The sequence below is a fragment of the Enterococcus sp. AZ050 genome (genome assembly GCF_051715085.1).
Taxonomy (GTDB): Bacteria; Bacillota; Bacilli; order Lactobacillales; family Enterococcaceae; genus Enterococcus; species Enterococcus faecalis.
The window spans coordinates 436,485-461,779 of the sequence record NZ_JBIOTC010000001.1; the positions used below are offsets into that span (position 1 = coordinate 436,485).

A 25,295-nucleotide genomic window follows, 5' to 3' on the forward strand; every position below is an offset into this window, starting at 1 on the left:
ATTCTAAGCGATATAATTTTTGTAAAAATAGTTATTACCATACCTAGCTTCATCTAAAGCATGATTATATTTATCTATCGGTAATCCATTGTCGTTTCTCACGTACATAGATAATTCTTTTTCAAAATTATAATGATCGTATTTATCGCCTGTTTCTAAAATAATAAATTGACCGCTTGTCATGGTATTTTGCAATCGTTCGATACCCACTTCAATTTTAAGACCATTACTAGAAACTTTGTCAGAACTATTGTTATCAGCTTTATCTGTATCAATACCAATCAAATCTAATTCTGTTCTTAATGTTTTGCAGGCTGGATCAACAAAAAACCAATTCCAATGTGGTAAAGAACGCCATTTTGTATAGCACCACTCAATAAACTTTTTTATTTCCTTGGCATAAATAGACATTGCTTTTGTTACGCCTGTATCCGTTCCACTATGATAATAATTCGCTAAACGATATAGATAAAATTTCCCATCATAGAAAGTGACAACCCAAAATGCACAGGTAGTTGCATCAGCTTGCCCACCATCAGCAGTAAAGAACGTTTCAATTATGTTCCCTTTTATTTCAGTTGCTTTATTGTGCTTCCCAAACATTGAATAAATAACACCTTGTGGCAAAACTCTATGACCGTACCAGTCACGTTCCAATAAGTATTCGCTACTGGATAACTCGTCATATAATTGTTTTTTTCTTTCTTCATTTAAGATTGGATTATCGTTTGGTGTCCAATGCCGAAATAAAAAACGTCCTGATTTCTCAAAACGTTCTAACAATTCTAAATTAGGATGATTCGGTGCTGGCGGATTCTGTTCACCTAAGTGATAACGCCATTCTGCAGCAAACGTCCGTCTAAAACATTCATTGATAAAATCTTTGTGCAATAAATTAAATTCAAGAAATGTCACAGAACCTAAAGACATACCAGTAATAGCACCCACAGAGTTTATCTTCCCGCCACCTTTATAGTAAATTTTCTTTTCTCCATTTGGAGCGTAAAGCAAAAGATGGTCTCCATGTTCATCATGCCGTATATCTGAACAACCAGCAAAAATATGGACCAAACCTAAACCATCCCCATCCATAAACATGCGATAAGCCTGTTCTTGATTATATGCAGTAACGAGATGATTTTGGTCAGGTGACTGCAAATAGAAATCAGCCATTTTAAAAATATCAGAAGTAGTCTTTCCACTACGTGGCGTACCTTCGTTTAATTCAAACGTGATGCCTTTTATAGGTTGATTGATGTTTTCAATCTGCTTCTGACTGAATTGTAGCTGAGCCACTACCATCTCCCCCTAACTTGACATCTAACAAGGAACGAAGCAAATCATTTACTTTACCACTAGATGTTAATTTATCCACTTCATGTTCAATAATTGTCGTTTCAGCTGATAATTTTCTAGCTTGAATACCTGCTATCTTAGTTCGTTCAGCTTGTAATTCTAACTCATTAAATATCTTAATGGTTTTCGTTAAATTATTACTGATTCTAGTTAATGCCTCTTCTAACGATAAAATATTATCTATTTTTCTGTAAGTTTTCCTTGTTACTTGAACATCTTGCATAACTTCACGTTTTATCTCTAGCTTTCTACCGTCTTTTTCAATAGGTGTTTTAATTTTCCTTAGCTGTTGCAAACGGTCGACTTCTTCGTCGTTTAAACCAGCTTCAGCTTTTTGTATTCTTTTCATCATTCGAAATTGTCGCAATTTCAATAAACGAATTTCTTCTAATAAAACAAGAGAAGGATCATCATTCATGCTAGAATAAATCTCCCTCTCTTCTTCACTCAATGTATCATAAAATATTGTTTCATATTCGCCAGTTTTAATAGCGTTCTTATTACCTTTAGGAGGAGAACCTCCTTTGTTCCCTTTAGCATTTTTATTACCTGGAGGCGCTCCACCTTTATTGGTAACGTTACTATTCGATTTAGTAACGTTACCTTTTAATTCCTCCGCCCATTTATCAACAGATTTCCATTTCCTGATTTGAGAATCAGAAACATTTAGTTCACTAGCTAATTCTTTAAGAACCTTTTTCCCACCTGAATCTAGCCATATTTTTTTAGCTTCATCACGACGAGGGTCTCTTTTTCTAGCCATCCATTAACACCACCTCGCTTTTCGCTTCAATAGTTGAGTTTGTTTTCGATATTTACAATCATAATTTATTAGCATTTATACTTCTCTACATTCTCTTGTATATGCTTATCACCCCAACTACCATAACCACAATAGACTAACTTACAAGAATCAATCTCTTTCGGTGTAGCTTCTCTCGTCATTTCGACAATAGATGCATTCTTTTTTATCTGCACAGACATAACAACACGTACTGAATCAGTTGAACGGTTCGGCTGTGGATATTTATGTGTTAGCGATACATACCAATAGCTTTTCATGTTCTCTCTCCTAATTGTTTTTATGTACTTGATTCAATAAATCACTTCTTGCTATACTATCTATAGGTAGCAACTCCTTTAAACCAAATGTAGATGTTCACACTCATAGCTAACAAATTGTGCACGAATGCTACCTAGCCACTAGAACCCATAGTCTAGTGGCTTTTTTATGTACAAAAAAAAGACCACTCACTTACGTTGAGTAGTCCTGATTGAATTTATTCTATTTCATGGTATAATATACATAGAAAAAGGACGTGCTGCTAACACGCCCCAATGTAGAACCGTTAAAAAGACGGCAGCTTAATTTCAATGGTTTAACCATCTACTCTCTGCTAAAGTGTTAGATGGTTATTTTTTTGTGTTCGTATGGTCTATAATAAGCAAAACTAACGTTGCAAATGCAATCATTAGCGATAATGCTTCAAATACAGACATGCCTACTCCCTTCTAGGGATAAAGCTATGAACCATAGGCATCACCCCTTTATTCAAGAGATTAGCCACCATCTTTTCACTTTTCTACAAAAGTTATTATACATAATTTTTCATTCTTCTACCAGATAAAAAAGAGGCACTTTTAAGCTAGTGCCTCACGTGAATGCAGCAGAAACATCTATTGACGATTCTTTTATTTAAGTAGCAAAGCTACCTATTGGCGTGACAGGAATCGAACCTGCATATTTTGAACAGAACACCCAACGCTCTACCTTTAAGCTACACGCCAACCGAAAGTATCAATTACATTATGCCATTTTTTGAGATCGTTCATTCGGCAGCGCCCTAGAATGACATAGTGGCTGATTGCCACGTGCTAACTGCTCAATCTCTATACGGTTTTCGTTACAGGCAATCGAGATTACCGCAAACTCAATATCGCTGGCAAGGATTTGCACCTTGCATGAATAATCTTTACCGTTTATCTCCCTTTAGATTTACATCGGATATCACCGAATAATGTTTAAAGCCTCCGCACCAAATGATCACAAGATTATATATTTTATGGAGTATAGGAGGTTCTCTCAAACCGCATTACTCAGCTGTTTACAGGCTCTTGTGATTGTCCTCTTATACTATTACAGACTAACGCCTATATAAACACCGAACACCAAAGCCGATTATTCTACGTAGTAACGTCTACCTGTTCCGCCACAGCGATAAATCACTCACAAACCTGTAGAAAAAAGAGAGAGGAATTACACCACATTTCTTTAGTTTGAGAACGTATGATTTGTGAGTGATCATTGCAACTAACATAGCGCTATCTTGACAAGTGCTTTCGGCGTACGTCTACGTGTAAGCTTAATGCCAAGTTTATTGCAATATTTGCTACCTAGACTAAACGAGACAGAAAGAACTGGACTTTCCACATCCTTATTCTTTATTTTTTGTAGGTAGCCTCAAAAGATAGGCGAAACGGAGCTAAGATAGGTAATGCATGCCTTACCTCGTTTCCTTATCTTTCGACACTACCATAATAACATGGATTTCCGAATAAAATCCCTACAATTTCCCTACAAAAACCCTACAAAATTTTCTATTTATAAACAACTAAAATTCCGTGTTTATAGGCTTCAGCAAATTCAATCAAAGCATTAGATTTTAACTTCTCAACATTTTTTTCACCATATCCACGTATTAACTGCCCTATTTCCCAATTGGTATGTTTTTCTACATCGCAAAAACTATAGTATAACACTTGACGACTAATAAGACTTAATGCCATAAGCGCAGATAAAATTGCGTCTCTTTCTGCTTCTGCATCTGCTAATTGTACCAGTGCATCTTCTGTTTTGTTTCCGTGGCTTTGGCTTTTAGGCATATCTGTAATAATTGGTGATTTTAAATCTATTAAAGAGCGACCAGCTATTCGCTCTAAACGTCTAAAATTCTTCAACACATTTCTGGCATTCGCTTTTGTTTGTCGAAAATCTACTTCTTTTAGCAATTGAATCAAGTGGAATCGCTCCTTTTGTGGTATAATAACTATGTCGAAAACATTACTCACAGTCGGAGCAATCCGGCTTTTTTTATTTACTCTTATTGAAATTTCATATTTCATCATGATATAATATGAACAACTCAATTCATCTTGAGTGGTGTCATCTAGAAAACTCGACTAGAAAAAACTAGTTGAGTTTTTCTATTTATGATAAAATATTTTTATTGTGACCAATGTTTGGGGTAAAGTAACCTCGCATATCACAAGCTACCACTTTTCTGGTAAAATATTCTTCTTAGTCAACCAGTGGTCGGTTGGCTTTTTTTGTTCTCTGCTTAAGAAACGTTATCCCATAGGTCCATTTGAGGTAAATAGCCTTCATCTTTTAACAAGTTATAAATAAACAATCTACCTTTCTGCGTCCACTTCGTACTCATCACTATTTTCACTGTATTATCTGATTGCTTGATTTCACTTGTATGAGATTTAGTGTAGCCGCAATTCATATGCTTTTTGTAAAGCAACCATTGTCCGCTAACTTTTCGTTGTACGCCTAATTGATGTAATAGTTTATTTAATTGAATAGCCGACATGCCATAATCTGCTGCAATCTGAGAAGTCGTGACTGTATCTTTCGAAGCTAAAATTGTATCAAGATAAGTGATTTTAGGCTCATACTCCGCTACTTTTTGTTCAAGCATCATTTTTTCTTCTTCCAAGTCAGCAGCTAACCGCAGGGCTTCCGCAAACGAACTTGGAACATTCGTATAGCTACCTGTTTTCCTAATTTGTGGTAAGACCTCTTCCATAACCCACTCTTCAAATTGCTCGGCATTTGGAAGATTAGATTTTATTACTAGTCTGTAAATATCAGATTCAGGAATAACTTTAAACGATTGACGACGACCTAGCGAATCGCTACCCCATGTTTTTATAGCTTTTTTACAATGTTTGTTAGTAGCATCACTTGGATTTTTATAACCTAATGTTTTAGCGACATCATTTGCTACGAAATATGGAACTTCATTTATAAGCATTGTTCGCACTTCTTGTTGTCCAAAATTAAAAATTTGTGGTGTATTCATTTCCTTTATCTCCCTTCTTCATCTGCATACTCCTTTACTTCAATCAAATCTCTCTTCATAAACCAAAACACTTCACCATTATCAAATTTAATCAATAAAGCGAATACTTTTCCATCCACTTTATCAATACACTCGCCGATTTGTCCTTTCGGAACAATGCAAAAGCTCGTAATACTTGCGCTTGTTGCTTATTATCTAAACTAGTAATCGCTAAACTTGAAACCTATTTTCTTCACTAGCTTTCTTAATCCGCCCAATAGCAATATCAAAATATTCCTTTTCTTTCTCAAAACCAATAAACTGACGATTAGTGTTAATTGCAGCAACTGCTGTAGTGCCTGAACCGATGCAGTTATCTAATACCACCTCGTTTTCATTTGTGTATGTTTTGATTAAATATTCAAACAATGCAACAGGTTTTTGGGTAGGGTGTCCTGTACGCTCATGGGCATTACTTTTCACTTGATTAATATCTAAAATACTAATCGGATTTTTCCAATCTTTATCGTAGTGTCTCGAATCTACTACACCTCGTATAATTCCGTAATTATCTGAATTAGTGGATTCTGGTAAAACATAGCCTTTTGCTTGATGTTCTGCTATTCGTTTACTTACTCTTGGAATCATCTGTTTGTTGTAAGTTGGAAGCTTTTTGTAAAAAACAAGAATGTTCTCATGCACCTTCAAAGGCATCTTATTAGCTAAGAAAAAATTAGTAGAATGTTTTTTGTTCCAAATTAATTCGTATCTAAATAATTTTCTGTTACTCATGATTATGTCTGTCGTAAATGGTTGTGAGCCTGTTAAGACAATTGCGCCATTGTCCTTAATGATTCGCTCATATTGTTCCCACAATTTCTCAAACGGAATAATACTATCCCACTTATTTTTCGTAGTTCCATACGGTAAATCACATAAAATCATGTCGATGCTTTTATCTGGTATCCGTTTCATTCCTTCCAGGCAATCTTCGTTATATATTTTGTTTAGTTCCATATTTTTAAAGGAGTAAAAAGCTTTTTCTTGCGGCCGCAAATCTCCCACTCCTTTCGTTTATTTTTTCTTTATCTCAGCTAACTTTTTCGCAACACTTTGACCGTTTTTGTTGCATAACGGACAATAAAAACCTTTTTGATGTTTCAACTTATCTTTTTCCCAGACAATCATCTGTCCCTTGCACTTTGGACATGTCATCGCTTTTACCTCGCTTACTGTATGTGCCGTTTGCAATAGCAGCGTTTTTTCGTTTTCGATTTTGCTTTTTTATCCGTTTTCCTTTTTTCCCACTACTTTTGTTCCTCCAAACTCATAATTTCAATTTCTGTTCGTGGTTTCATGATAACTAATTCATTCATCTAAAATTCCTCCCCGAAATCTAATTCACGTTTTAGCTTGCTGTGAATCGATTCTAGCTCTTTTTTGTATTCTTTGACTGTTTGTATTGTTTTACCACTAGAAAGCACGTAATCGCGTTCTATTGCGACGAGAGCCTTACTTAAATTGCCATAATAACCAATCAAAGCGAGTGATTCTTTTTGTGTACCGTCTTTATCAGTCAAAATGGTTAACTCTCCGTGTTCGTTTCGTCTCGCTTTATTTACGATTACTTGCTTATCATCACTAGTAATTCGATAATCAAGTATCTTCATTTCAATCATGATTTACTCTCCTCCCGACAATTCTTGTATTTGTCTTTTTAGAGCTGCTTGCTCTTCTGGTGATAGCTTTTCTTCTTCACCGTTTGCTTGATTCATCCATTCAGGCACCTTTTCTTGCCGAACAGCTTTATTTTGATAGCTACTAATCCCTGTATTTTTTTTTCTTGTTGCATTAAATGCTTTCTGCGCTTCTATTGCTTCTTCAAGCGTGGTTATGCTTTTATCTTTCCAATTCGCAAAAATTTTATCCACGTATGATTTTAGCCATCTCATATCTACGCTGTACTCATAAGCCTGTTTAACAGCATACAAAACTAGCTCTGGACCCCATTCTCTAATCCATGGACCTAAAGCACCTTTCAACAAGTTATTAGGCTGTTGTTCCCAATGGCTTTGAATAAACTCATACACACCGACATCTTCTTCATGCTCATTTATGTTTGTGTTTTCGTTTATATTTATGTTTTGTTTATGTTTATATAATGTGCCACTGTTGCGCAACTGTGTTGTACACTTTTCCGCTACTGTTTCGCTACTACTTTGTAAACTGTCTTGTACACTCTCTTGTAAACTATTTGACGTAGAAAGTTTACGTACATCTTCTTGTAAACTTCCTTGTACACTATCTGATGTATAAAGTTTACATATATGGTAAGAAGTTGCTTTTCTTCCATTGGTTTGAAAATCAATTAATCCTAGTTGTTTTAATACATTTCGATTTTTATTTATTCCTTGGCGTGAAAGACCAGCTAGAGTTTCAAGCGTTTGATTACTTGCCGTAAACCACTCACTCCATCTTGTTTTATTGTTTATGCTCATCAATGCGCGCCATAAAGCAATTTGCCCAGATGAAAGTCCCTGATTGTACATTAAATAATCGTCAAACGCTAAAATCTGCTTAATATAGTCCATCATCGCACCTCCCTAGATAAGAGGGGAAAATTCCCTCTCTTTATTTATTCACTAGTTATCCTCCTCATCAACAACGACCGTATAGACATATTTATGCCTAATTTCTCCGTTAACGACTTTTTTTATTGTTTGTGTTTCAATAGCTATTCCTTTACCATTTCTTGAACCGATATAGACAAATGCTAATAGTTCAAAAAATAGTTTTTGACTCGATGTTAATTGCCTGTATTTTTCAAGTAATTCCTCTACCAAACTGTTAACCTCCGATATTCAACTTCTTACGTTCTTCAACATTTAGTTTTACTGGTTTAATTTGATACTTGTTTAAAAAGTTCTTAGTGCCTATCTGATGTTCTTCTTGATGATGTTGACGACAACCAGCGTAAAAAGTAAATGTTTCGTGATTAATCTTTTGACGATTTCGCCCCATACCGACTACCTCGATGTGACAAACATCGGCATGTTTCCCACAAATACAACACTTACGGTATTTAAGGCAGTAATAAAACCATTTGTTATTTTCTAGCAAGTATTGGTATCTCTTTTCTAGTGGCACATCGTTTTTCAAAATAAATTCGATTAAAAAACTAATCCATTCTGTTGCCTCATGTCGTGTAGCCTTACTGTGTTCAAAATACACACCGCTTTTAGCTTCGTAGTAATACTTTAGAACTCCTTCTATCCATTTAGGCTCGTCATAACTCCAACGAGCAATGTCGGCTATTAAAACATGAGAAAGTGCATTCTGTTTTTGAGACATTTGCCGATTATCTAACAGTTCAACTTTTGCTAAATTGTCATCATTGTTAGCTAAGAGATCGAGGAAATTTGAGTTAATTTCTTCCTCGAACTCGATAGCTAATTTATTTCCTTTATGTTTTATGATTTTTCCAATCATTCCATCACATCATTAAAAAATTGTTCATTTTCTAGCTTATGAATATTTCTATTGGTTAATTCCATTAGCTTATGATGTATTTCTGTGTCTAACTCTTCTATCTTTCCATCAAATTTTATAATCGTCAGAAATTGAGCTTCGACACTTTTTTCTGAAACTTTTTTTAAGGCAGCTATTTTTTGGAAATTTGCTCTCAATTGTTCCAATTGTTTTTTAGTAATCTTCTTTACATTTTTTTCTTGTTTCTTGTATTCGTCTGTATCCGCATCTTTTGTATCATCAATTAGATATAATCCATTTAGCGCATACTTCCGTGCATACGAAGAAGCAGCTCCAGTAATTTGACTATCATCCATTCCTTTCTTAGTAAACGATTCTCTAGCGTATGCGGTGAAACTTTCTTTTATAATGCCATCTGTTATAGTCGCCGTTGCCTTAATGTAATGCCAATCTCCGATTAGCAAAGGTTCATCTGATAGTGTCAAAAGTAATCCTTGCTCTTTGTTTAGTGGCTTCACAGCATTTAGAATATCTTCTGCTGATCGATAGTTATAATTTCCAAACGAGTTGTATTGCCCTTTAGGAGCTTTTAATGCTGTTTGCACAGCAATTAGTTTTTCTACAAATGTTTTTTTATCTTCTGACATGTTCTCTCTCCTCTTTATAACAAACTGACCAACGACAAGGGTTTAATCGAATATAGTCTCCTGCATCAAAAAAGGTAACTTTAATGGGAATACAATCTTTATACTCATCAAGAATAAGTTCCATGTAATCTTCTGATTTCGTAATCTTTTCAATTGTTTTTCCTGAAATAGTATCCTTAAGCGTTACTTCCAATACTTCGTCATAGATTGTCAATACATTGTCTTTCCAATCTCTAATTTCTTCATTATCCTCTTCACTAAGCGTTTCAGGCGATTCTGTTAAATATTGATCTAGCGCATTTGCTTCTCTACGATTCATTCACAAAACCTCTTTTCTGTGTTACAATTTTTCTAGTGTAATTTTTGTATGCGACTAATTGCTTGGCGGCATAGTCGCTTTTTTCATCATGCAATCCCTCTGCGCTCTTTTTGTTGCGCAATGTATAGTTGACTTTTTTGTTGCTTGTACCATAAATCAGCTAATCTTTTTGCTTGGTTTAACTTTTCTTTTCTAGTCATTACAACTCACCTCGTAAAAAATCTTTTAACAATGTATCTAGTTTTTCCTCATTGTTTTGTTTAGTTGAAGATGATTCTGCACAAATAAATGATTCTTTTATTTGTTTACATTGCGGACAATCACAATCATGAGCAAGTGCTTTTTCTTTAAGTGTTTCAAATAATTCACTAAATGCAATTGCTTGTTCAGGCAAAGAACCTGCAAGTAAAACACTGGGTAGGTACATTCTTTCTGGATCAACAGTTGCTAAAACAAGCGCAACTTCTCCTTTCTGGCATTCTTTTGCTAGTTTCTTAATCAATTTTTGAATTTTGTCGTTCATTTTGGTATACTCTCCTTAGTTAGTCATTTTTTTAATTTTTTGGTTCAATATTTGCCCTGTTCGTTTGCAGACGTTCGGGGCTCTTTTTCTACTATGCTTAATCTCTCTGGATAAACATTTTTATCAGCTGAAACATATGGATATTCTTCAAGCAATTTTCTAAAGACTTCCGCTTGTGTTTCTCCAGTCACGTATGTTTCTCTACTAGCTTCACCCACAGCTACATACATTTTTTATCGCCTCCTTTTGTAGAGTATTGATACTTCGCTTCATCCCAGTTAAAAAACCAAAGGATAAAGATCGCTACAATGAATATGGTCACTACTAACACTGAAAAATAGCTTTTCAATAACACACCTAGTACAATCATCACTAAAAATGCGCCTATCAATCGTGCTTCTCGGATTGCTTTCATGGTTACCCTCCTATGCTATTGATTTATATAATTTTTTTTTGCTAAAATTCTCTTATCAGTGAGTGGTCCACTGAAATAACTAATAAGGTGGTGAATATGAGTGGAAATGATTCCTGTTTCTTCTAGTAATATGGTTGCTGTTGGATATAATTCATCCAATCAAGAGTTGACGGTCCAATTCCACAACGGTGTTTATACGCATACAGGTGTGCCTCATTATATTTACGAGGGACTATTGTCGTCTTCTTCAAAAGGTAGCTACTATCATCAAAATATTAAAAGGTACCCTTTCAGACGTGGATACTAATCAGTCCCATGCAGGTGTTGGCTCTGCCCAGTCAACACTTGTTTGTTCGATTCTATCTATGCTAATTTCAATTTTCATATTAGGATTACCATGTTCTTTTAATAGCTCTACAATTTCCAATGCTAATTCATATATTTTTTGTTTTCTTTCTTCGTTGAATTCATTTTCTTTCATGATTAACCTCCTATAATTTTTTTGATATAATTTAGTTGAAAGTGAGGTGATTAATTATCAAGCTTAATCGCCAAATAGATAGCTATAATTACTAAAATCCCTAAAACTATAAATCCTTTCCAAAACTCTGGATTGATTAAAAAATTAAACATTAGCTTCCATCCTTTTATTTACTGATCTAGCTCACTTCTTTAAACATATCTCCGTTTCCATTAGCCATATCAATTCTTGCTTGTAATTCCAAGTCAGGCTTCCATTTAGGAATTAGAGCTAATGCTTCTTCATATCGAACTTTTGGAATATCTACATAAGAGGCTACATCGAATAATGCTTTCAATTGTTTATAGCAATTACTAAAGGCTGATTGCTTAATACTTGAATCCTTATAAGCCGATGTTTTTTTGCCACCTAATACTTTGATAACAGTTGATGAAACTAGGCCTTGTATCTTTCGTTGTTGGCTTCTATTAATTGTTGTTTCTGTTTCTAGCTTATCTAAACGTTGATTTACAAGAGTCAATCCACGTTCATGCTTTAGCGCAGCTTCTAATAATAATTCTGTGTTATTCATCGGTAAGTTTGATTGAGTTTTGAGCAGTTCCTCCATTTGGTTAAAAGCTTCAATGTATTTCAGTTTAAACTTAAGAGCTTTTTGACCAGTGAATCCCATTGCTAGTAGCGTGAATCCGTCACGGTTCATAATAATTTGTCTATATTTTTGTTTTGTGGATGAATATAACTATCTTCGTAAAATAGGTCTGCGTAATTTTCCGCAACCCCCTCTTTTAAATCATCAATCGCTGCTAAAACATCACGATGATTTTTATTAAACGTTTCTGCAACTTGTAAACTAGTTGTTACTGCTTGTTGGTTTTTCATAATTACTAGATTCTCCATCTTCTTTCCTCCTTAAAAAATTTAATAATCAGGCAATTCGATATATAATCGTTTTAAAAACGGTCTAATGCGTTCAGCATCAAACAGCCATTGCGCATTTACGCTATCACTTTCTTTTTTAGCTAGCTTATTCTTTTTTACATACGGATCATCAACAATGTTTTGCATAATCCACGCCCGTTTATGACGAGTGATTTTTTCCATATCTGACATTGTGTACCATTCAGGCCGTAAAAAAGTTTCACAATATTGTTCAACATATTCTTTTAGATGTTTATCAAGATATTGATTATCCACTTGTACGTTAACCTGTACTGGCACTTCGGGTTGCGAAAACATGGCTACACCTCCTAAACTGGTTGTCTTGCTTTTCACCTCTACTGGGTCAGAATGGCAGCTAAGAAATTATGATTTTAGTTTTATTTATCTCATCTAAAGTTTTTTGAAGTTGGTCAGCTTGCTCCTTTGCTTGTTTGATCAACTTCATTAGGTTTTGTAAGTCAACTTTGATAATCGCTTCTTCCATTTTTACCTACACCTCCTATGCTGGTTGATTTTTATTCATTCCTTTTGATAAAATTTCCTTATCAGTGAGAAGCCCACTGAAATAACTGATAAGGTGGTGAATCTCATGGCTAAATCCAAAAGTTGCAAACCTTCTACAAAAGTTAAACAAGCAGGCAAAACTCTTGCTACTAGTAAATCAGCTTCAAGAAAATCAAATGCCGGTAAAATATTAGCTAATCACAAGAATTCAAAGCATTAAGCAGTTCAGGATTATCTACTGTAATTTGATGAAGAGCCACTGACAATTTACAAAGCTGTTCATCATGTTCGAGACCTAATTCATAAATATCGTTGATCGCTTCAAGAATTTCATGAATTACGGTCTCATTTCTTTGTTGTTTAGATAAAGATGAATCTACCTTGATCTTCTGCTCGAATGGTGAGTATTCACCTATTCTTCCCTCATTAGCTAAGATCGTTTTGCTTTCTTCTACAGAAACTACATAGCCTGCAATTTTAATTTCCATCCTTTTCTTCCCTCCCATTGGTTTTTCATAATTACTAAGTTGTCCATTTTTCTCAGTCCTTTTATTTTCTGATATGGTATTACCTTTTCGACTTCCACAATTTGTACTCTTCTCTTGCTTGCATAAATTGTTCTAAATCATAAATCTTTGCGTTACCTCTTTTGTCAATTTCTTCTAAACGACCTATTTTTTTGATCATGTTAAATGTGTCATCACCCAACTTGAATTTCTTTTGTAATTCTTTTTTGGTAAAACTAGTTTTTTTACTAGCTACATATATTTCTTCGTTCAGCAATATATATTCACGTTTTGCAACTAGACGTTGATATTTTTCTTGAAGTTCCAATGCAGATTTTTGGCAATCAATAATTTGTTCAGATACTTCTTTTATTTCGCTGTCTAGTTGTTCTGTTAGAAAGTCAATTTCTTGCCTCACATTCTCTGAATACCTCCTAATAGAACTTATCCCTTTTTAACTTCATAGCTAAAGCCATGTTTATCAAAAAGTAAAATTCCTGTTCCTGACTCAATAATTATTTGATTATTTATCATACGTATTGACCCTTCCATCCCTCTCACCTCCTATGCTGGTTGTTTCAATATCCACCTCTTGATAAAATATTTTCGAAAGGTGGTGATTTGTATGGGTAAAAATCAATGGGTATCTCCTAGAAATGGTAAATGGGCTGTTCATGGTGAAGGAAATTCCAAAGATACAAAAGTTTTTGATAAAAAATCAGATGCAATTGAGTATGGTAAAAAGATTTCTAAAAAACAGCAATCTGAATTTATTGTCCAAAAAAAGAATGGACAAATACAATCAAAGGATAGTTTTGGAAACGATCCTATACCTCCACGTGATAAAGAACATTAATCGTATCTAGGAGTCATTCGAACTCGAAAACCTTCGCATGGTTCAATATCATCAGCAGTGATAACTGCGATTGTTTTCGGGTTTTCTTCATCTGTTTCAACAGCAATTTTCGTATATTCTTCAAGAGTTGTTACATTTAAATGCTTTTCTGAACATCGCTTAACATATTCTTCATATGCTTTAATGTACTCTTCCTTTGAGACTGGTGGATATTTGAAGCTACGTCCTTCAAATATGTTTCTAGTTTCTTTTGCTTCTTGTTGATTTTTATCCATCCTTCTCACCTCCTATGCTGGTTGTTTTGATTCCCACCTCTTGATAAAATTAGCCCAAGGAGGTGAAATATATATGGAAAAATATATTGTTTCTGTTGAATTAGAAAGAGCTTCAAACGCTAATTCGCTTCAATCCATTATTCAGAGTGTTTCAAAAGACTTTATTCAGATACAGCCTAACGTATGGATAATCTTGTCAAACAAAACAATTATACAAATCAGAGATTCGTTTTTTCAGGTAATCACCAAACAAGACCGACTGTTTATTGGCGGATTGACCTCGAACTACGAAGGTCTGTTTACTTCTAGCGATAGTGATTATTTACGTCAGAAAATTTATCGCCGTTAGCTGTCACAGGTTCTCCTTCTTCACACTCTTTTTGTTTAATCGTGATTGTAACTGTATCTTTATCTATCAGTTCACTCACGATTTTTTGAGCTTCTTCAATACTATTAGCATCATAATTACTTCCACTTTTTGAATTACTTCTATTAATTTTTATCATCTCTCTCACCTCCTATGCTGGTTGACGGTTAATGTTGCATAAACGCGACTTTTTTGCCAAAAAAAATTTCTATTGCTTCATCATCTGTTAGCGGTATCTCTTCCTTAATTTTTTTAGCTTCCGCTATAGTAAATTCTCCACCATTTTTCATTTTTCTATAAAATGTACTCCTGTTAATACCAATTGAATCGGCAACTGCTTGTTGAGTAGTTCCGCGTTCTACAATTAAACCTTTTAATTTAGCAACATTTATCATTAATGATTCCTCCTTCCTAATCGCATTTATGCGACTTTGTGTTTTAAATATACAACACTATTCTAAAAAGGTCAATAAAAAAGTTGCATTTTCGCGATTGTTTTTGTTGCAAATTTGCAACTATCTTTATATAATAATAACAGGAGGTGATAAAATGACTATAGGAGAAAAAATGAAACTTAGAAGAAAACAATTGAAAATAAGTGCAGACGAAATTGCATCAGCTTTAGGTGTTTCAAGATCAACCATTTTCAGATATGAAAAAGGAGAAATAGAAAAACTACCAACTGAAAGTTTACGAATAATAGCAGAGGTTTTGAAAACAACCCCTGAAGAATTAATGGGTTGGACTGAAAATAAAAGTAATTTTTCTATAGTATCTGTTTTTAATCAGCTCTCTCCACCTCGCCAACAAAAAGTTTATGATTTTGCAGCGTCTCAACTAAGAGAACAAAAACAAGAAATTAAACGAGAAAATAACCCTATCACTTCTTTAGAACAATTTAGAAAGAGAAAAGAAGAAGACATAATTTATGGGACTACAAAATGGTATGGGGCTGTGTCTGCAGGAACAGGCGAATTTTTAACAGATGAGACTTGTGAAGAAATAGAGTTACCTATTGAACAGATACCAGATGAAGCTGATTTTTGTTTAAGTGTTAATGGCGATTCTATGGAACCTATCTTCCATGATAACGATTACGTTTTTGTAAAACGGCAGTCAGAGATTTTTAGCGGTAACATCGGCGTTGTTATTGTGAATGGTGAATCGTTTTTAAAGCGAATCTGGTTTGAAAATAACAATATTAGATTGGAATCATTCAATAAAAAATACAAAGACATTATCATTACTGAAAATGATGAATTCAGAATCGTTGGAAAAGTGGTTATGTAATGGAAAAATTTTTAGAATATTTAATACTATTTTTTAAAATAGCCCCTTATATTCTTATTGTTTTACTAGTTTTGATTACTAACATCTCTGTTATCTTATGGAAAACAAGAGACAAACAGAAAAAAATAAATATAACTAAAAAACGACTAATCAGAAACTTTGGAAAGTGGTTTTATGTTAACGAAAAAGAACCACCTGACCAATTTGGCTAGGTGGTTTTTATATAAATATTTTTTAGAAATGAGGAATTTTTATATGAAAAAAATTTTATTATCATCTGTTGTTCTTTTATCACTTATTTATTCATCGCAAACTGTATATGGGGAAACGACTAGCAGCTCGACTACAAATTCTAATATTGCTACAACAGATAGTACCTTTACTACAACGAATGATTTAGCTAGTAGCACTACATCCTCTAGCGTTGAAACTGACACTAGTTCAAGTTCTTCAACTCAAGCAGAATCAGAGCATAGTACTACTATCGATAGTTCAAGAACATCAACTGAATCCCAATCTTCAAGTTCCGTTGACAGTTCAAGTACTAGTAGCTCGACAAAACCAACTACTGTCCCAACTCCAGAACCAACAGAAAAACCTAGCGCTGTACCAAAGCCTTTTTTGACTGCTAAAAACGGTCAATACAATGTTGAAAATGGCGTAAAACTTACAAAAAATGATTTATTAAGCTTAGTTAGTTACACATATGGAGATAAATCAAATTTAGATATTGTTATAACAAGTAACTATGCATATGTTTCTAAAAACGGGCAACAAAATTCAAAAGTTTATCATACTGATCTTGATGCATTACTTGGAACAGCAAATTTAAATAATATTCAGTTAATGACAATTTCGCAAGCCCAAAAACTTGGCTTAACTCTTGCACAAGGAAATGCTAATAAAAATATCGAAGTAATTAATTGTTCATTGCCAGGGCAATATAATGTTTCATTTACTGATAAAAACAATCCCGAAACAACAATACAAACAACAGTAACTATTGGTAATCCTGCATCATCACTTTCAACAGAAAACACTGAAAATTCTGTAACCGTTAATTCAACAGCAAATAATGTACCTGTTCAAAATGAAATATCTAATGTAAACACATTGTCACAAAAAGAAGCTAAAACAATGCCAAATTCAGCATCTAAAGCTACTTTGCCAAAAACTGGAGAAAAAGGCAATCATACTTTACCTATTGTTGGATTATTTTTCCTTTTAGTATCTAGTGCTTTTATATTAATTAAAAAAATTGGATAACAAGAAAAGCCTTCGGGCTTTTCTTTAAAAAAACATAAGAACATACATTCGAGAAAGGAAGAAAACTATGTACCTAGATGAATTCAAAAAATATTTAGAAGAAAATTGTAGAGCAAAAAATATCTTTTTAGAAAAAGCAATTGATTATCAAAATGAAAAAAATCAAAAACGTCCAAAAGACAAACGCTGGAATCTAATTAAATTAGAACATGAAGTAAACAACATGTGGGAAACTACTGTTAGCAATTTGTATAACCAAATTAGTCCTCATGTACCTAAATGTCCGCTCGAAGATTATTGGCGTAAACAATGGTTAGAGTTTATTGATGAGCATAATGTTTTAAACTATTTCGAAGAAAGTGTTGCGGAACTTGAATTTGAGTAAAAAAGGAGTTCATAAATATGGCTACAATAAAAAAATATACAAAGAAAGATGGTTCAACTGCCTATATGTTCAATGCATATTTAGGCGTTGATCCATTAACGGGAAAATCTAAGCGTACAACTAGGCGTGGCTTTAAAACTCAAAAAGAAGCAAAACTTGCTCTTTCTCGTTTAGAATTGGAAGTAGACACAAAAGGCTTTGTAAAACAAAATTACAGCACATTTAAAGACGTTTACGAGCTTTGGTATGCTCAATATGTAAATACAGTTAAACCCATCACAGCAGGTCACACAGAGCGTATGTTTCGACTTCATATACTGCCAGAATTTGGGAATACTAGAATAAATAAAATAACTAAATTGATGTGCCAAAAAGTCGTTAACAAGTGGAGTAAAGAATACTCTGCTTTCCATTTACTTAAATCAATTACTCAAAAGATGTTAGACTATGCTGTTTCTCAAGATATTATTGAAATGAATCCAATGCAATATGTCGTGATGCCTAAAAAAAATCAATCAAACGAATCTGACAAAAAACAATTCTTAGAACTTACAGAGTTAAAACAGTTTTTAGAAGAAGCAAAAAGCAAGTTATCTTTTCAAGACTACCTAATGTTTCGAGTACTAGCTTTTACTGGCTTACGAAAAGGCGAATTGTATGCTTTAACTTGGGATGATATTAATATTTCACAAAAACAGTTAACTGTGAATAAAACATTAACCAGAATTGGAAAAAAATATATTATTTCAGAACCTAAAACCAAAGCATCAAAACGTACTATCGGACTTGATCAAACAACGGTATCTGAATTAAGCTTTTGGAAAAAACAACAAAAACAAGAACTTCTAAAATATGGTTTAAGAATAAAAAAGGATAGTGAACAACTAGTGTTTCATAAAAAGAATAATACTGTACATTATTTAGAACACATTAATCATCTACTATCTTCAAATTTGCAAACTGCTTTATCGCCTCATTCATTTCGTCATACTCACGCTTCGTTATTATTTGAATCTGGGGCTACAATTAAAGACGTTCAAAAAAGACTTGGTCACACCAATGTAAACACCACTATGGATATTTACACTCATGTAACCAAGTCCTCCGAAAGAAATGCAATCGAGAAATTATCTAATTATGCTAATTTCTAAATATGGTATTCAAATTGGTATTCAATGTTTTAGAAATCCATATATACAAAGCATTACACCCTATTTTAGTATTTTAACAAGAAATATTTTTTCTTACCGCGACGAATCACAGTAAATTGTCCTTCGATTTTATCAGTTTCTGTCAATTCAGCTGCTAAATCTTGTCGACGTTCTCCATTGACGTAAATCGCTCCATTTTGTACATCTTCACGGGCTTGACGTTTGGATGGTTCTATTTTTGAGGTAACTAATAAGTCGACTAAACTTAATTGATCCTCTGGTTGCACCTCGTACGTTGGTACATCTTTAAAGCCTTGTTTAATTTCTTCTGCTGTTAAGCTTTGGATATCCCCGCTGAATAAAGCTTCTGAAATTTTAACCGCTTGATGATAGGCTGCTTCACCGTGGACTAAAGTAGTCACTTCTTTGGCTAATGCTTTTTGCGCAGCACGTTGACCTGGGTTCGCTGTAAATTCTTCTTCAATTGTTGCAATTTCATCCAATGTTAAGAAAGTAAAATATTTCAAGAATTTCACGACATCACGATCATCTGTGTTAATCCAGAATTGATAAAATTCATATGGCGAAGTTTTTTCCGCATCTAACCAAACTGCGTTTCCTTCTGTTTTACCAAATTTGGTACCATCTGCTTTTGTAATTAAAGGCATAGTTAAGCCAAATCCTTGAACTTCTTGTTCTCGGCGTAATAATTCAATCCCTGAAGTAATGTTTCCCCATTGATCACTGCCGCCTAATTGCAATAAACAACCTTCTGTTTCGTACAATTTCAAGAAATCATACGCTTGTAATAATTGATACGCAAATTCAGTATAAGAAATTCCTGTTTCGATTCGGCGTTTCACGCTTTCTTTACTCATCATATAGTTAATTGTAAAGTTTTTTCCCACATCACGTAAGAAATCAATTAACGAAAGCTCTCCAAGCCAATCATAGTTATTTGCTAGAATCGCTGGATTTTTTTCATCTTCAAAATCGATAAAACGTGACAACTGGCCTTTAATACTTTCAGACCAAGCTTTCACTGTATCAAGTGTGTTTAAACTACGTTCTGCATCTTTGAATGATGGATCACCAATCATGCCAGTTCCGCCACCAACTAAAGCAATGGGCACATGGCCATTTTGTTGGAAACGACGTAACATAAGAATTGGCAGTAGATGCCCGATGTGTAAACTGTCTGCCGTTGGATCAAAGCCGATATATAATTTAACAGATTCTTCATTTAATTGTTTTTGTAAGGCTTCTTCATCTGTGACTTGGTAGACCAACCCACGGGCTTTTAATTCTTCAAAAAAAGCTGAATTCATGATTTTCCTCCTATAGTAAAACATAATAATAGATCAAATTCCCCTATTCATAGTAACCGATTCTGTCACACTTGAAAAGTCAAAAAATGAGATTTCCCTATTTTCTCTTAAGTTTTTTCAACAAAAAATGGCAATTGGTGTAGAAACTATTCATAGAAGCTTTTTTTTGCTATAATAACACAGAATGTATCATTTTATTGAGGTGAAGCTTTTGAAAAATAATTCAAGTAACAATAAGCAAAAACCAACGACCTCTTCTGGCGGCAATGTCTTTTTACTTATTTTAAATGTCATTATTCGCGTTTTTCAGTCATTAGTGGTTTTTGGGGTTATTCTGATTGTCTTAGGTGGCTCTCTTGGCTTAGGTATCGGAATGGGCTATTTTGCTTTTCTAGTTGAAGATACACAGCCCCCAACGAAGGAAGAATTGCAAAAAGAAATCAGTGATATTACCGAAGTGTCAAAAATGACTTACGCAGATGGTACTCCGATTGCTAACATCAAATCAGATTTAATTCGGACACGAATTAATGGCGATCAAATGTCTCCATTGCTAAAAAAAGCCATTATTTCAACAGAAGATGAATATTTTGAAGAACATCATGGGGTAGTACCAAAAGCGCTAGTTCGAGCGTTGATTTCTGATGCGACAGGTATCGGCGGTTCTTCTGGTGGTTCAACATTGACTCAGCAATTGGTCAAGCAACAGATTTTAACTGACGAAACGACTTTTAAACGGAAAGCCAACGAAATTTTATTAGCTTTACGTATTGAAAAATACTTTTCTAAGGACGAAATCGTGACAACTTATCTAAATGTCTCCCCTTTTGGTCGTAATAACAAAGGTGAAAATATTGCAGGCGTGGAAGAAGCAGCCAAAGGACTCTTTGGTAAAAGTGCCAAGGACTTGAATCTTCCTCAAGCGGCCTTTATCGCAGGACTTCCCCAAAGTCCCATTGTTTACACGCCCTATACTAACACTGGTGCCTTGAAAGACGATTTGTCTTTAGGAATGAAGAGAAAAGATTTTGTTCTTTTCAGTATGTACCGAGAAAAAGCTATTTCGCAAAAGGAATATGAAGAAGCCAAAGCTTACGACTTGAAAAAAGACTTTTTACCAACTGAACAGGCCAATGTCAATACAGAAGGCTATCTATACTATACGGTGTTAGATAAAGCAGTTGAGATTGTCATGGATTTAGATATGAAAAAAGCTAAAGTTAATCGTGATGATTTAGATCAAGTTGGTTTAGATCAATATGAAGAACAAGCACGTCGCGAAATCCAGTCGCAAGGCTATACAATCCAATCGACCATTGATCAGAACATTTATAACACGATGCAAACCGCTGTCGCAAATTATGGTTATTTGCTTGATGATGGAACTGCAGATGTCAATGGGAATACAATGATTGAAACTGGGAATATTTTAATGGATAACGCTACTGGTCGTATCCTCGGTTTTATCGGCGGCAGAAACTTCGATATTAATCAAAACAACCATGCCTTTAATGCCGATCGTCAAGTTGGTTCTACGATTAAACCAATTTCTGTCTATGGCCCTGCGATTGATCAAGGACTCATTGGTTCTGAAAGTCGTCTGGCCAACTACCCAACGACTTATGCTGATGGTCGTGAATTTGTTAACTCAACAACTGTGGATTTAAATCAATTCGTGACTGTTCGGAATGCCTTGAATTGGTCTTTCAATATCCCTGTCGTTCATGTTAATAATGAGCTAAGGAAAAAAATGGGTGATGATAATTTTTCTTACAATCACTACTTAAGTAAAATGAACTATCCAGCTTCAGATGCTTGGGCTTACGAATCTGCGCCATTGGGTCCAGTAGAAACAAATGTTGTAACTCAAACAAACGGTTTCCAAGCGCTTGCTAACAAAGGGAAATATCAAAAAGCCTACATGATTGAAAAAATTACAGACAATAGCGGACATGTGGTCTACGAACACAAAGATGAAGGAACGCAAGTTTATTCACCGGCGACCGCTTCTATTATGAATGACTTGTTGCGTTCAGTGGTGGATTCTGCGAATACGACAAAATTCAAACCAACGTTAGCTGGCTTGAATCCTCATCTAGCTAGTGCTGATTGGGTCGGAAAAACTGGGACAACTGATGAGTTTAAAGATTCATGGCTGATTGTCTCTACTCCAACTGTGACACTAAGTTCTTGGACGGGACATGATCTACCAGCGCCAATGACGACAACCAGCGGCGACAATAACGGGAATTATATGGCGAACTTAGCTAATGCGCTGTACTATGCGAATCCAGAATTGTTTGGCATTGGTCAAAAATTTGAATTAGACCCAAGTGTCATTAAATCAAAAGTTTCTGAATTTACTGGTGAAAAACCTGGCTCAATTACCTATAATGGTGCTAAGTTCAATACACCTGGCAAAACAACGACTTCATACTATGCCAAAGATGGTGCACCACAAAGTACCTATAAATTTGGGATCGGTGGAACAGACAGCAATTACGCTTCTTACTGGGGAAATCTTGCTCCACGAGCCACTACAAATAATAACAACAATAAAAACAACGATAATAAAAAGAATGATAATTAACTCGCTAAAATGAGCCAGAAAAATACGTTTTCTGGCTCATTTTTAAGTATCAAAAAAAGGCTAAACTAAGAGTTACCGCTCTTTGTTTAGCCGTTTAATTCAATTTATTTTGTTGAACCTTTTTGATCAATTCCATAAGGTAAAACAACTGTTTTTTCTTCAATTTCTTCTTTGTTCATTAGTTTTGTTAATAAGCGCATTGACACGGCACCGATATCATATAAAGGTTGTGTAATACTTGATAGACGTGGACGAGAGACTTCTGTAAGCAATGAGTTATTGCTTGTAATGATTTCAAATTCTTCTGGAACTTTCACACCAGCATCTAGCATCCCATCTAATAAACCAATCGCTAGCTCATCATCTGTAACAAAGGCAGCTGTTGCTCCACTGTTACGGACACGCTCAGCCAAATTAATACCTGCTTTAAATTTATATTCAGATTCAAAAACTAAGCCTTCATTATAAGACAAGCCATTTTCCGCTAAGGCTTCTTTGTAGCCTTTCATTCGGTTTTGACCATTAATTGGATCGATTAATGCACCACTAACAAAAGCAATTTTTTTGTTCCCATTTTTCGCTAAAGTCGCTGTTGCATCTTTCGTTGCTTCTGTGTAATCAATATTAACGCTACCAACTTGTTCGTCTGGATCAATTGAACCTGCTAAGACAACAGGTGTTTTTGAACGTGAAAATTCACCACGAATATCATCTGTAATGCGATGACCCATAAAGATAATCCCATCTACTTGCTTGGCAAGTAAATTGTTTAATACAGTAACTTCTTTTTGATCGTCTCCATCTGAATTAGCTAAAATGATATTATATTTATACATTGTAGCCACGTCGTCAATGCCACGTGCTAATGAAGCAAAAAATGCATTACTAACATCTGGAATAATGACACCCACTGTTGTCGTTTTTTTACTTGCTAAACCACGTGCGACTGCGTTAGGACGGTAATCTAAGCGATCAATCACTTCTAAGACTTTTTTACGCGTTGCTGGTTTTACATTGGGATTACCATTGACAACACGAGAAACAGTAGCCATAGATACATTTGCCTCTCTAGCAACATCATAAATTGTAATTGTTTGTTTTTCCATGTTTCTTCTCCTATAAATATGAATTTGTTCTCATTTTCTGAAAACACTGTTTACATTTCTTTCCTAGCCTAGAATATCAAAATTCTTCTATTTTTGCAACCGTTTTATCGTTTTTTCATGAAAATTTACTTTCCATTTCAAAAGGAACTTTTTGTCATTTCATGTTATGATAGTACTGTGATTCACTTCAGAATAAAAGAAAGAAGGATGTTTTATGAATCAAGAAAAAATTGCCGATTTAAAAAATTGGATGCACCAAGAAAAGATTGACTTCACTTATATTAGTGATCCTGGTCATATCGCTTACTTTTCCGGTTACGAAAGCGAACCTCATGAGCGCGTGTTAGCTTTGTTTATCGCTGCGGACGATCAATCATTTTTATTTACACCTGCATTAGAAGTCGAAGATGCCGAAAATAGTAGTTGGACTTATCCCGTTTATGGTTATTTAGATAGCGAAAATCCTTGGGAAAAAATTGCGGCTTTATTAAATAAACGGACACAAGGCACACCACGCCTTGCTTTAGAAAAACAAGCTCTTTCTTTAGCTCGTTTCGATCAATTGAAAACCTATTTCCCAGCTAGCGATTTTTCGCATGATGTTACGCCTTTAATTGAAAAACTTCAATTAATTAAAACAGAACCTGAAATTCAACGTTTACTAGAAGCTGGTAGTTGGGCTGATGTCGCTTTTGAGATTGGCTTCAAAGCAATTCAAGCAGGCGTTGCGGAACAAGAAATTGTTGCAGAAATCGAGTATCAATTAAAACGTCAAGGTATTCGCTCGATGAGTTTTGATACGTTAGTCTTAACAGGAAAAAACGGAGCTAGTCCTCACGGGGTACCTGGCGAAACAAAAATTGAGCCCCATGACTTAGTGCTATTTGATTTAGGTGTCGTTCATAATGGCTATTGTAGTGATGCCACACGAACAGTCAGCTACTTGGAACCTTCTGATTTCCAAAAAGAAATTTATGGAATTGTTTTAGAAGCACAATTAGCAGCAACTGAAGCGGTGAAACCTGGTGTTACAGCAGGCGAATTAGATGATATTGCTCGAGGTGTAATCACAAAAGCTGGTTATGGTGAATACTTTAACCATCGCTTAGGTCATGGCATTGGAACCACTGTCCATGAATACCCATCGCTGGTTCATGGCAATGATTTAGTCATTGAAGAAGGTATGTGTTTCTCTATTGAGCCCGGTATTTACATTCCTGGAAAAGTAGGCGTTCGTATTGAAGATTGTTTACACGTAACGAAAACAGGCTCCGAACCATTCACTAAGACAACCAAAGAATTGCAAATTATTGAATAGCATAAAAATAAAATGAGGCCATCAGTCAACCGGACTGATGGCCTCATTTCTAAATTTTAAGGTAAGCCGCTGAACAAAAGCAACACGATCCGTTGCTAACTTTCATAAGCTAAACGC

At 34.7% G+C, this 25,295-nt stretch carries 35 protein-coding genes, 1 tRNA gene and 1 pseudogene; 9 read left to right on the top strand and 28 right to left on the bottom strand.

Annotated elements, in window-relative coordinates:
- Nucleotides 1–3: 3 nt before the first annotated feature.
- The 17 genes from IGJ04_RS02120 to IGJ04_RS02200 all read right to left on the bottom strand — a co-directional run bounded on the left by IGJ04_RS02120 (nt 4) and on the right by IGJ04_RS02200 (nt 10,816).
- On the bottom strand, nt 4–1,302 hold the full coding sequence (locus IGJ04_RS02120; RefSeq protein ID WP_438839843.1) for a PBSX family phage terminase large subunit: 1,299 nt from the start codon (nt 1,300–1,302) through the stop codon (nt 4–6).
- A complete protein-coding gene (gene terS, locus IGJ04_RS02125; protein WP_438839844.1) occupies nt 1,262–2,119 on the bottom strand; it encodes a phage terminase small subunit in 858 nt (285 codons plus the stop codon). The genes IGJ04_RS02120 and terS overlap by 41 nt, the downstream gene beginning before the upstream one ends.
- 68 nt (nt 2,120–2,187) lie before the next feature.
- Nucleotides 2,188–2,418 (bottom strand): hypothetical protein, encoded by a 231-nt coding sequence (locus IGJ04_RS02130; RefSeq protein WP_438839845.1) that lies wholly within the window; start codon nt 2,416–2,418, stop codon nt 2,188–2,190.
- Between the two features lie 351 nt (nt 2,419–2,769).
- The gene (locus IGJ04_RS02135; RefSeq protein WP_219376566.1) at nt 2,770–2,856 is read right to left on the bottom strand and encodes a putative holin-like toxin; all 87 of its coding nucleotides are present in this window, start codon (nt 2,854–2,856) and stop codon (nt 2,770–2,772) included.
- A gap of 216 nt (nt 2,857–3,072) precedes the next feature.
- Nucleotides 3,073–3,144: transfer RNA gene (locus IGJ04_RS02140), tRNA-Glu, on the bottom strand.
- 810 nt (nt 3,145–3,954) lie between these two features.
- Nucleotides 3,955–4,371, bottom strand: a complete 417-nt coding sequence (locus IGJ04_RS02145) for an ArpU family phage packaging/lysis transcriptional regulator (RefSeq protein WP_438840342.1) — start codon at nt 4,369–4,371, stop codon at nt 3,955–3,957.
- A 323-nt stretch (nt 4,372–4,694) separates the two neighbouring features.
- A complete protein-coding gene (locus IGJ04_RS02150) occupies nt 4,695–5,444 on the bottom strand; it encodes a phage antirepressor (RefSeq protein ID WP_047649051.1) in 750 nt (249 codons plus the stop codon).
- Nucleotides 5,445–5,654: 210 nt separating this feature from the next.
- Nucleotides 5,655–6,479: a DNA-methyltransferase gene (locus IGJ04_RS02155; protein ID WP_438839846.1), complete on the bottom strand. Its 825-nt coding sequence runs from the start codon at nt 6,477–6,479 to the stop codon at nt 5,655–5,657.
- 320 nt (nt 6,480–6,799) lie between these two features.
- Nucleotides 6,800–7,102 (bottom strand): hypothetical protein, encoded by a 303-nt coding sequence (locus IGJ04_RS02160; RefSeq protein WP_202579554.1) that lies wholly within the window; start codon nt 7,100–7,102, stop codon nt 6,800–6,802.
- 3 nt (nt 7,103–7,105) lie between these two features.
- Nucleotides 7,106–8,014 carry a DnaD domain protein gene (locus tag IGJ04_RS02165; RefSeq protein ID WP_438839847.1) on the bottom strand — a complete coding sequence of 303 codons (909 nt, stop codon included), beginning with the start codon at nt 8,012–8,014 and terminating at the stop codon, nt 7,106–7,108.
- 51 nt (nt 8,015–8,065) lie between these two features.
- Nucleotides 8,066–8,266, bottom strand: a complete 201-nt coding sequence (locus IGJ04_RS02170; RefSeq protein WP_438839848.1) for a hypothetical protein — start codon at nt 8,264–8,266, stop codon at nt 8,066–8,068.
- A gap of 4 nt (nt 8,267–8,270) precedes the next feature.
- Nucleotides 8,271–8,912 carry a putative HNHc nuclease gene (locus IGJ04_RS02175; protein WP_002363343.1) on the bottom strand — a complete coding sequence of 214 codons (642 nt, stop codon included), beginning with the start codon at nt 8,910–8,912 and terminating at the stop codon, nt 8,271–8,273.
- On the bottom strand, nt 8,909–9,559 hold the full coding sequence (locus tag IGJ04_RS02180; RefSeq protein WP_438839849.1) for an ERF family protein: 651 nt from the start codon (nt 9,557–9,559) through the stop codon (nt 8,909–8,911). Before IGJ04_RS02180 ends, IGJ04_RS02175 begins: the two co-directional genes overlap by 4 nt.
- Nucleotides 9,546–9,878 (bottom strand): hypothetical protein, encoded by a 333-nt coding sequence (locus IGJ04_RS02185; protein ID WP_192189395.1) that lies wholly within the window; start codon nt 9,876–9,878, stop codon nt 9,546–9,548. The genes IGJ04_RS02180 and IGJ04_RS02185 overlap by 14 nt, the downstream gene beginning before the upstream one ends.
- A 199-nt stretch (nt 9,879–10,077) precedes the next feature.
- Complete coding sequence (locus IGJ04_RS02190; protein WP_438839850.1) at nt 10,078–10,401, bottom strand: hypothetical protein; 324 nt, start codon at nt 10,399–10,401, stop codon at nt 10,078–10,080.
- A gap of 44 nt (nt 10,402–10,445) precedes the next feature.
- A complete protein-coding gene (locus IGJ04_RS02195; RefSeq protein WP_438839851.1) occupies nt 10,446–10,631 on the bottom strand; it encodes a hypothetical protein in 186 nt (61 codons plus the stop codon).
- Nucleotides 10,622–10,816 (bottom strand): hypothetical protein, encoded by a 195-nt coding sequence (locus IGJ04_RS02200; RefSeq protein ID WP_174114273.1) that lies wholly within the window; start codon nt 10,814–10,816, stop codon nt 10,622–10,624. Before IGJ04_RS02200 ends, IGJ04_RS02195 begins: the two co-directional genes overlap by 10 nt.
- A 106-nt stretch (nt 10,817–10,922) precedes the next feature.
- On the opposite strand from IGJ04_RS02200, the gene IGJ04_RS02205 reads away from it, so the two are divergent.
- Nucleotides 10,923–11,123: a KTSC domain-containing protein gene (locus IGJ04_RS02205; protein ID WP_154081271.1), complete on the top strand. Its 201-nt coding sequence runs from the start codon at nt 10,923–10,925 to the stop codon at nt 11,121–11,123.
- Here the strand turns inward: IGJ04_RS02205 and IGJ04_RS02210 are convergent, their stop codons facing one another.
- The 6 genes and pseudogenes from IGJ04_RS02210 to IGJ04_RS02235 form a co-directional block, all read right to left on the bottom strand.
- On the bottom strand, nt 11,124–11,297 hold the full coding sequence (locus IGJ04_RS02210; protein WP_438839852.1) for a hypothetical protein: 174 nt from the start codon (nt 11,295–11,297) through the stop codon (nt 11,124–11,126). It lies immediately after the preceding gene.
- 178 nt (nt 11,298–11,475) lie between these two features.
- A pseudogene (locus tag IGJ04_RS02215) lies at nt 11,476–12,194 on the bottom strand (ORF6C domain-containing protein).
- 21 nt (nt 12,195–12,215) lie between these two features.
- Nucleotides 12,216–12,533, bottom strand: a complete 318-nt coding sequence (locus IGJ04_RS02220) for a DUF771 domain-containing protein (protein WP_438839853.1) — start codon at nt 12,531–12,533, stop codon at nt 12,216–12,218.
- 58 nt (nt 12,534–12,591) lie between these two features.
- Entirely contained in the window at nt 12,592–12,720 is a 129-nt protein-coding gene (locus tag IGJ04_RS02225) for a hypothetical protein (RefSeq protein ID WP_438839854.1), read from the bottom strand.
- A gap of 214 nt (nt 12,721–12,934) precedes the next feature.
- Complete coding sequence (locus tag IGJ04_RS02230; RefSeq protein WP_438839855.1) at nt 12,935–13,228, bottom strand: hypothetical protein; 294 nt, start codon at nt 13,226–13,228, stop codon at nt 12,935–12,937.
- Nucleotides 13,229–13,307: 79 nt separating this feature from the next.
- A complete protein-coding gene (locus tag IGJ04_RS02235; protein WP_438839856.1) occupies nt 13,308–13,664 on the bottom strand; it encodes a hypothetical protein in 357 nt (118 codons plus the stop codon).
- 207 nt (nt 13,665–13,871) lie between these two features.
- Between IGJ04_RS02235 and IGJ04_RS02240 the strand changes: the two genes are divergently transcribed.
- On the top strand, nt 13,872–14,102 hold the full coding sequence (locus IGJ04_RS02240; RefSeq protein ID WP_101732120.1) for a DUF2188 domain-containing protein: 231 nt from the start codon (nt 13,872–13,874) through the stop codon (nt 14,100–14,102).
- On the opposite strand, the gene IGJ04_RS02245 is transcribed toward IGJ04_RS02240, so the two are convergent.
- The 3 genes from IGJ04_RS02245 to IGJ04_RS02255 all read right to left on the bottom strand — a co-directional run bounded on the left by IGJ04_RS02245 (nt 14,099) and on the right by IGJ04_RS02255 (nt 15,139).
- On the bottom strand, nt 14,099–14,377 hold the full coding sequence (locus tag IGJ04_RS02245; protein WP_263307712.1) for a hypothetical protein: 279 nt from the start codon (nt 14,375–14,377) through the stop codon (nt 14,099–14,101). The genes IGJ04_RS02240 and IGJ04_RS02245 overlap by 4 nt on opposite strands.
- Nucleotides 14,378–14,682: 305 nt before the next feature.
- The gene (locus tag IGJ04_RS02250) at nt 14,683–14,883 is read right to left on the bottom strand and encodes a hypothetical protein (protein WP_070363880.1); all 201 of its coding nucleotides are present in this window, start codon (nt 14,881–14,883) and stop codon (nt 14,683–14,685) included.
- Nucleotides 14,884–14,911: 28 nt separating this feature from the next.
- On the bottom strand, nt 14,912–15,139 hold the full coding sequence (locus IGJ04_RS02255) for an XRE family transcriptional regulator (RefSeq protein ID WP_438839857.1): 228 nt from the start codon (nt 15,137–15,139) through the stop codon (nt 14,912–14,914).
- Between the two features lie 154 nt (nt 15,140–15,293).
- Between IGJ04_RS02255 and IGJ04_RS02260 the strand changes: the two genes are divergently transcribed.
- The 5 genes from IGJ04_RS02260 to IGJ04_RS02280 all read left to right on the top strand — a co-directional run bounded on the left by IGJ04_RS02260 (nt 15,294) and on the right by IGJ04_RS02280 (nt 18,836).
- The gene (locus IGJ04_RS02260; protein ID WP_438839858.1) at nt 15,294–16,034 is read left to right on the top strand and encodes a helix-turn-helix domain-containing protein; all 741 of its coding nucleotides are present in this window, start codon (nt 15,294–15,296) and stop codon (nt 16,032–16,034) included.
- A complete protein-coding gene (locus IGJ04_RS02265; RefSeq protein ID WP_101732118.1) occupies nt 16,034–16,246 on the top strand; it encodes a hypothetical protein in 213 nt (70 codons plus the stop codon). The genes IGJ04_RS02260 and IGJ04_RS02265 overlap by 1 nt, the downstream gene beginning before the upstream one ends.
- Nucleotides 16,247–16,289: 43 nt before the next feature.
- Entirely contained in the window at nt 16,290–17,300 is a 1,011-nt protein-coding gene (locus IGJ04_RS02270) for an LPXTG cell wall anchor domain-containing protein (RefSeq protein WP_070363885.1), read from the top strand.
- Between the two features lie 67 nt (nt 17,301–17,367).
- Nucleotides 17,368–17,685 (top strand): hypothetical protein, encoded by a 318-nt coding sequence (locus tag IGJ04_RS02275; protein WP_438709756.1) that lies wholly within the window; start codon nt 17,368–17,370, stop codon nt 17,683–17,685.
- 17 nt (nt 17,686–17,702) lie between these two features.
- A complete protein-coding gene (locus IGJ04_RS02280; protein ID WP_202579563.1) occupies nt 17,703–18,836 on the top strand; it encodes a site-specific integrase in 1,134 nt (377 codons plus the stop codon).
- Nucleotides 18,837–18,901: 65 nt separating this feature from the next.
- Here IGJ04_RS02280 and tyrS read toward each other — a convergent pair whose 3' ends face one another.
- Complete coding sequence (tyrS, locus tag IGJ04_RS02285; RefSeq protein WP_002357324.1) at nt 18,902–20,164, bottom strand: tyrosine--tRNA ligase; 1,263 nt, start codon at nt 20,162–20,164, stop codon at nt 18,902–18,904.
- 184 nt (nt 20,165–20,348) lie between these two features.
- Here tyrS and IGJ04_RS02290 point away from each other — a divergent pair, with 184 nt between their 5' ends.
- A complete protein-coding gene (locus IGJ04_RS02290; RefSeq protein ID WP_070415814.1) occupies nt 20,349–22,754 on the top strand; it encodes a transglycosylase domain-containing protein in 2,406 nt (801 codons plus the stop codon).
- Nucleotides 22,755–22,858: 104 nt separating this feature from the next.
- On the opposite strand, the gene ccpA is transcribed toward IGJ04_RS02290, so the two are convergent.
- Complete coding sequence (gene ccpA / locus IGJ04_RS02295) at nt 22,859–23,860, bottom strand: catabolite control protein A (protein WP_002357319.1); 1,002 nt, start codon at nt 23,858–23,860, stop codon at nt 22,859–22,861.
- 214 nt (nt 23,861–24,074) lie between these two features.
- Here ccpA and IGJ04_RS02300 point away from each other — a divergent pair, with 214 nt between their 5' ends.
- Nucleotides 24,075–25,178: an aminopeptidase P family protein gene (locus tag IGJ04_RS02300; protein ID WP_438839859.1), complete on the top strand. Its 1,104-nt coding sequence runs from the start codon at nt 24,075–24,077 to the stop codon at nt 25,176–25,178.
- The last annotated feature ends 117 nt before the right edge of the window (nt 25,179–25,295 follow it).

Bases quoted from the DNA above. Each gene is read 5' to 3' on its own strand.
- IGJ04_RS02120 (WP_438839843.1), bottom strand. From the start codon at position 1,302: ATGGTAGTGGCTCAGCTACAATTCAGTCAGAAGCAGATTGAAAACATC.
- terS (WP_438839844.1), bottom strand. From the start codon at position 2,119: ATGGCTAGAAAAAGAGACCCTCGTCGTGATGAAGCTAAAAAAATATGG.
- IGJ04_RS02130 (WP_438839845.1), bottom strand. From the start codon at position 2,418: ATGAAAAGCTATTGGTATGTATCGCTAACACATAAATATCCACAGCCG.
- IGJ04_RS02135 (WP_219376566.1), bottom strand. From the start codon at position 2,856: ATGTCTGTATTTGAAGCATTATCGCTAATGATTGCATTTGCAACGTTA.
- IGJ04_RS02150 (WP_047649051.1), bottom strand. From the start codon at position 5,444: ATGAATACACCACAAATTTTTAATTTTGGACAACAAGAAGTGCGAACA.
- IGJ04_RS02160 (WP_202579554.1), bottom strand. From the start codon at position 7,102: ATGATTGAAATGAAGATACTTGATTATCGAATTACTAGTGATGATAAG.
- IGJ04_RS02165 (WP_438839847.1), bottom strand. From the start codon at position 8,014: ATGGACTATATTAAGCAGATTTTAGCGTTTGACGATTATTTAATGTAC.
- IGJ04_RS02175 (WP_002363343.1), bottom strand. From the start codon at position 8,912: ATGATTGGAAAAATCATAAAACATAAAGGAAATAAATTAGCTATCGAG.
- IGJ04_RS02180 (WP_438839849.1), bottom strand. From the start codon at position 9,559: ATGTCAGAAGATAAAAAAACATTTGTAGAAAAACTAATTGCTGTGCAA.
- IGJ04_RS02185 (WP_192189395.1), bottom strand. From the start codon at position 9,878: ATGAATCGTAGAGAAGCAAATGCGCTAGATCAATATTTAACAGAATCG.
- IGJ04_RS02190 (WP_438839850.1), bottom strand. From the start codon at position 10,401: ATGAACGACAAAATTCAAAAATTGATTAAGAAACTAGCAAAAGAATGC.
- IGJ04_RS02195 (WP_438839851.1), bottom strand. From the start codon at position 10,631: ATGTATGTAGCTGTGGGTGAAGCTAGTAGAGAAACATACGTGACTGGA.
- IGJ04_RS02200 (WP_174114273.1), bottom strand. From the start codon at position 10,816: ATGAAAGCAATCCGAGAAGCACGATTGATAGGCGCATTTTTAGTGATG.
- IGJ04_RS02205 (WP_154081271.1), top strand. From the start codon at position 10,923: ATGATTCCTGTTTCTTCTAGTAATATGGTTGCTGTTGGATATAATTCA.
- IGJ04_RS02210 (WP_438839852.1), bottom strand. From the start codon at position 11,297: ATGAAAGAAAATGAATTCAACGAAGAAAGAAAACAAAAAATATATGAA.
- IGJ04_RS02220 (WP_438839853.1), bottom strand. From the start codon at position 12,533: ATGTTTTCGCAACCCGAAGTGCCAGTACAGGTTAACGTACAAGTGGAT.
- IGJ04_RS02225 (WP_438839854.1), bottom strand. From the start codon at position 12,720: ATGGAAGAAGCGATTATCAAAGTTGACTTACAAAACCTAATGAAGTTG.
- IGJ04_RS02230 (WP_438839855.1), bottom strand. From the start codon at position 13,228: ATGGAAATTAAAATTGCAGGCTATGTAGTTTCTGTAGAAGAAAGCAAA.
- IGJ04_RS02240 (WP_101732120.1), top strand. From the start codon at position 13,872: ATGGGTAAAAATCAATGGGTATCTCCTAGAAATGGTAAATGGGCTGTT.
- IGJ04_RS02245 (WP_263307712.1), bottom strand. From the start codon at position 14,377: ATGGATAAAAATCAACAAGAAGCAAAAGAAACTAGAAACATATTTGAA.
- IGJ04_RS02250 (WP_070363880.1), bottom strand. From the start codon at position 14,883: ATGATAAAAATTAATAGAAGTAATTCAAAAAGTGGAAGTAATTATGAT.
- IGJ04_RS02255 (WP_438839857.1), bottom strand. From the start codon at position 15,139: ATGATAAATGTTGCTAAATTAAAAGGTTTAATTGTAGAACGCGGAACT.
- IGJ04_RS02260 (WP_438839858.1), top strand. From the start codon at position 15,294: ATGACTATAGGAGAAAAAATGAAACTTAGAAGAAAACAATTGAAAATA.
- IGJ04_RS02265 (WP_101732118.1), top strand. From the start codon at position 16,034: ATGGAAAAATTTTTAGAATATTTAATACTATTTTTTAAAATAGCCCCT.
- IGJ04_RS02270 (WP_070363885.1), top strand. From the start codon at position 16,290: ATGAAAAAAATTTTATTATCATCTGTTGTTCTTTTATCACTTATTTAT.
- IGJ04_RS02275 (WP_438709756.1), top strand. From the start codon at position 17,368: ATGTACCTAGATGAATTCAAAAAATATTTAGAAGAAAATTGTAGAGCA.
- IGJ04_RS02280 (WP_202579563.1), top strand. From the start codon at position 17,703: ATGGCTACAATAAAAAAATATACAAAGAAAGATGGTTCAACTGCCTAT.
- tyrS (WP_002357324.1), bottom strand. From the start codon at position 20,164: ATGAATTCAGCTTTTTTTGAAGAATTAAAAGCCCGTGGGTTGGTCTAC.
- IGJ04_RS02290 (WP_070415814.1), top strand. From the start codon at position 20,349: ATGTATCATTTTATTGAGGTGAAGCTTTTGAAAAATAATTCAAGTAAC.
- ccpA (WP_002357319.1), bottom strand. From the start codon at position 23,860: ATGGAAAAACAAACAATTACAATTTATGATGTTGCTAGAGAGGCAAAT.
- IGJ04_RS02300 (WP_438839859.1), top strand. From the start codon at position 24,075: ATGAATCAAGAAAAAATTGCCGATTTAAAAAATTGGATGCACCAAGAA.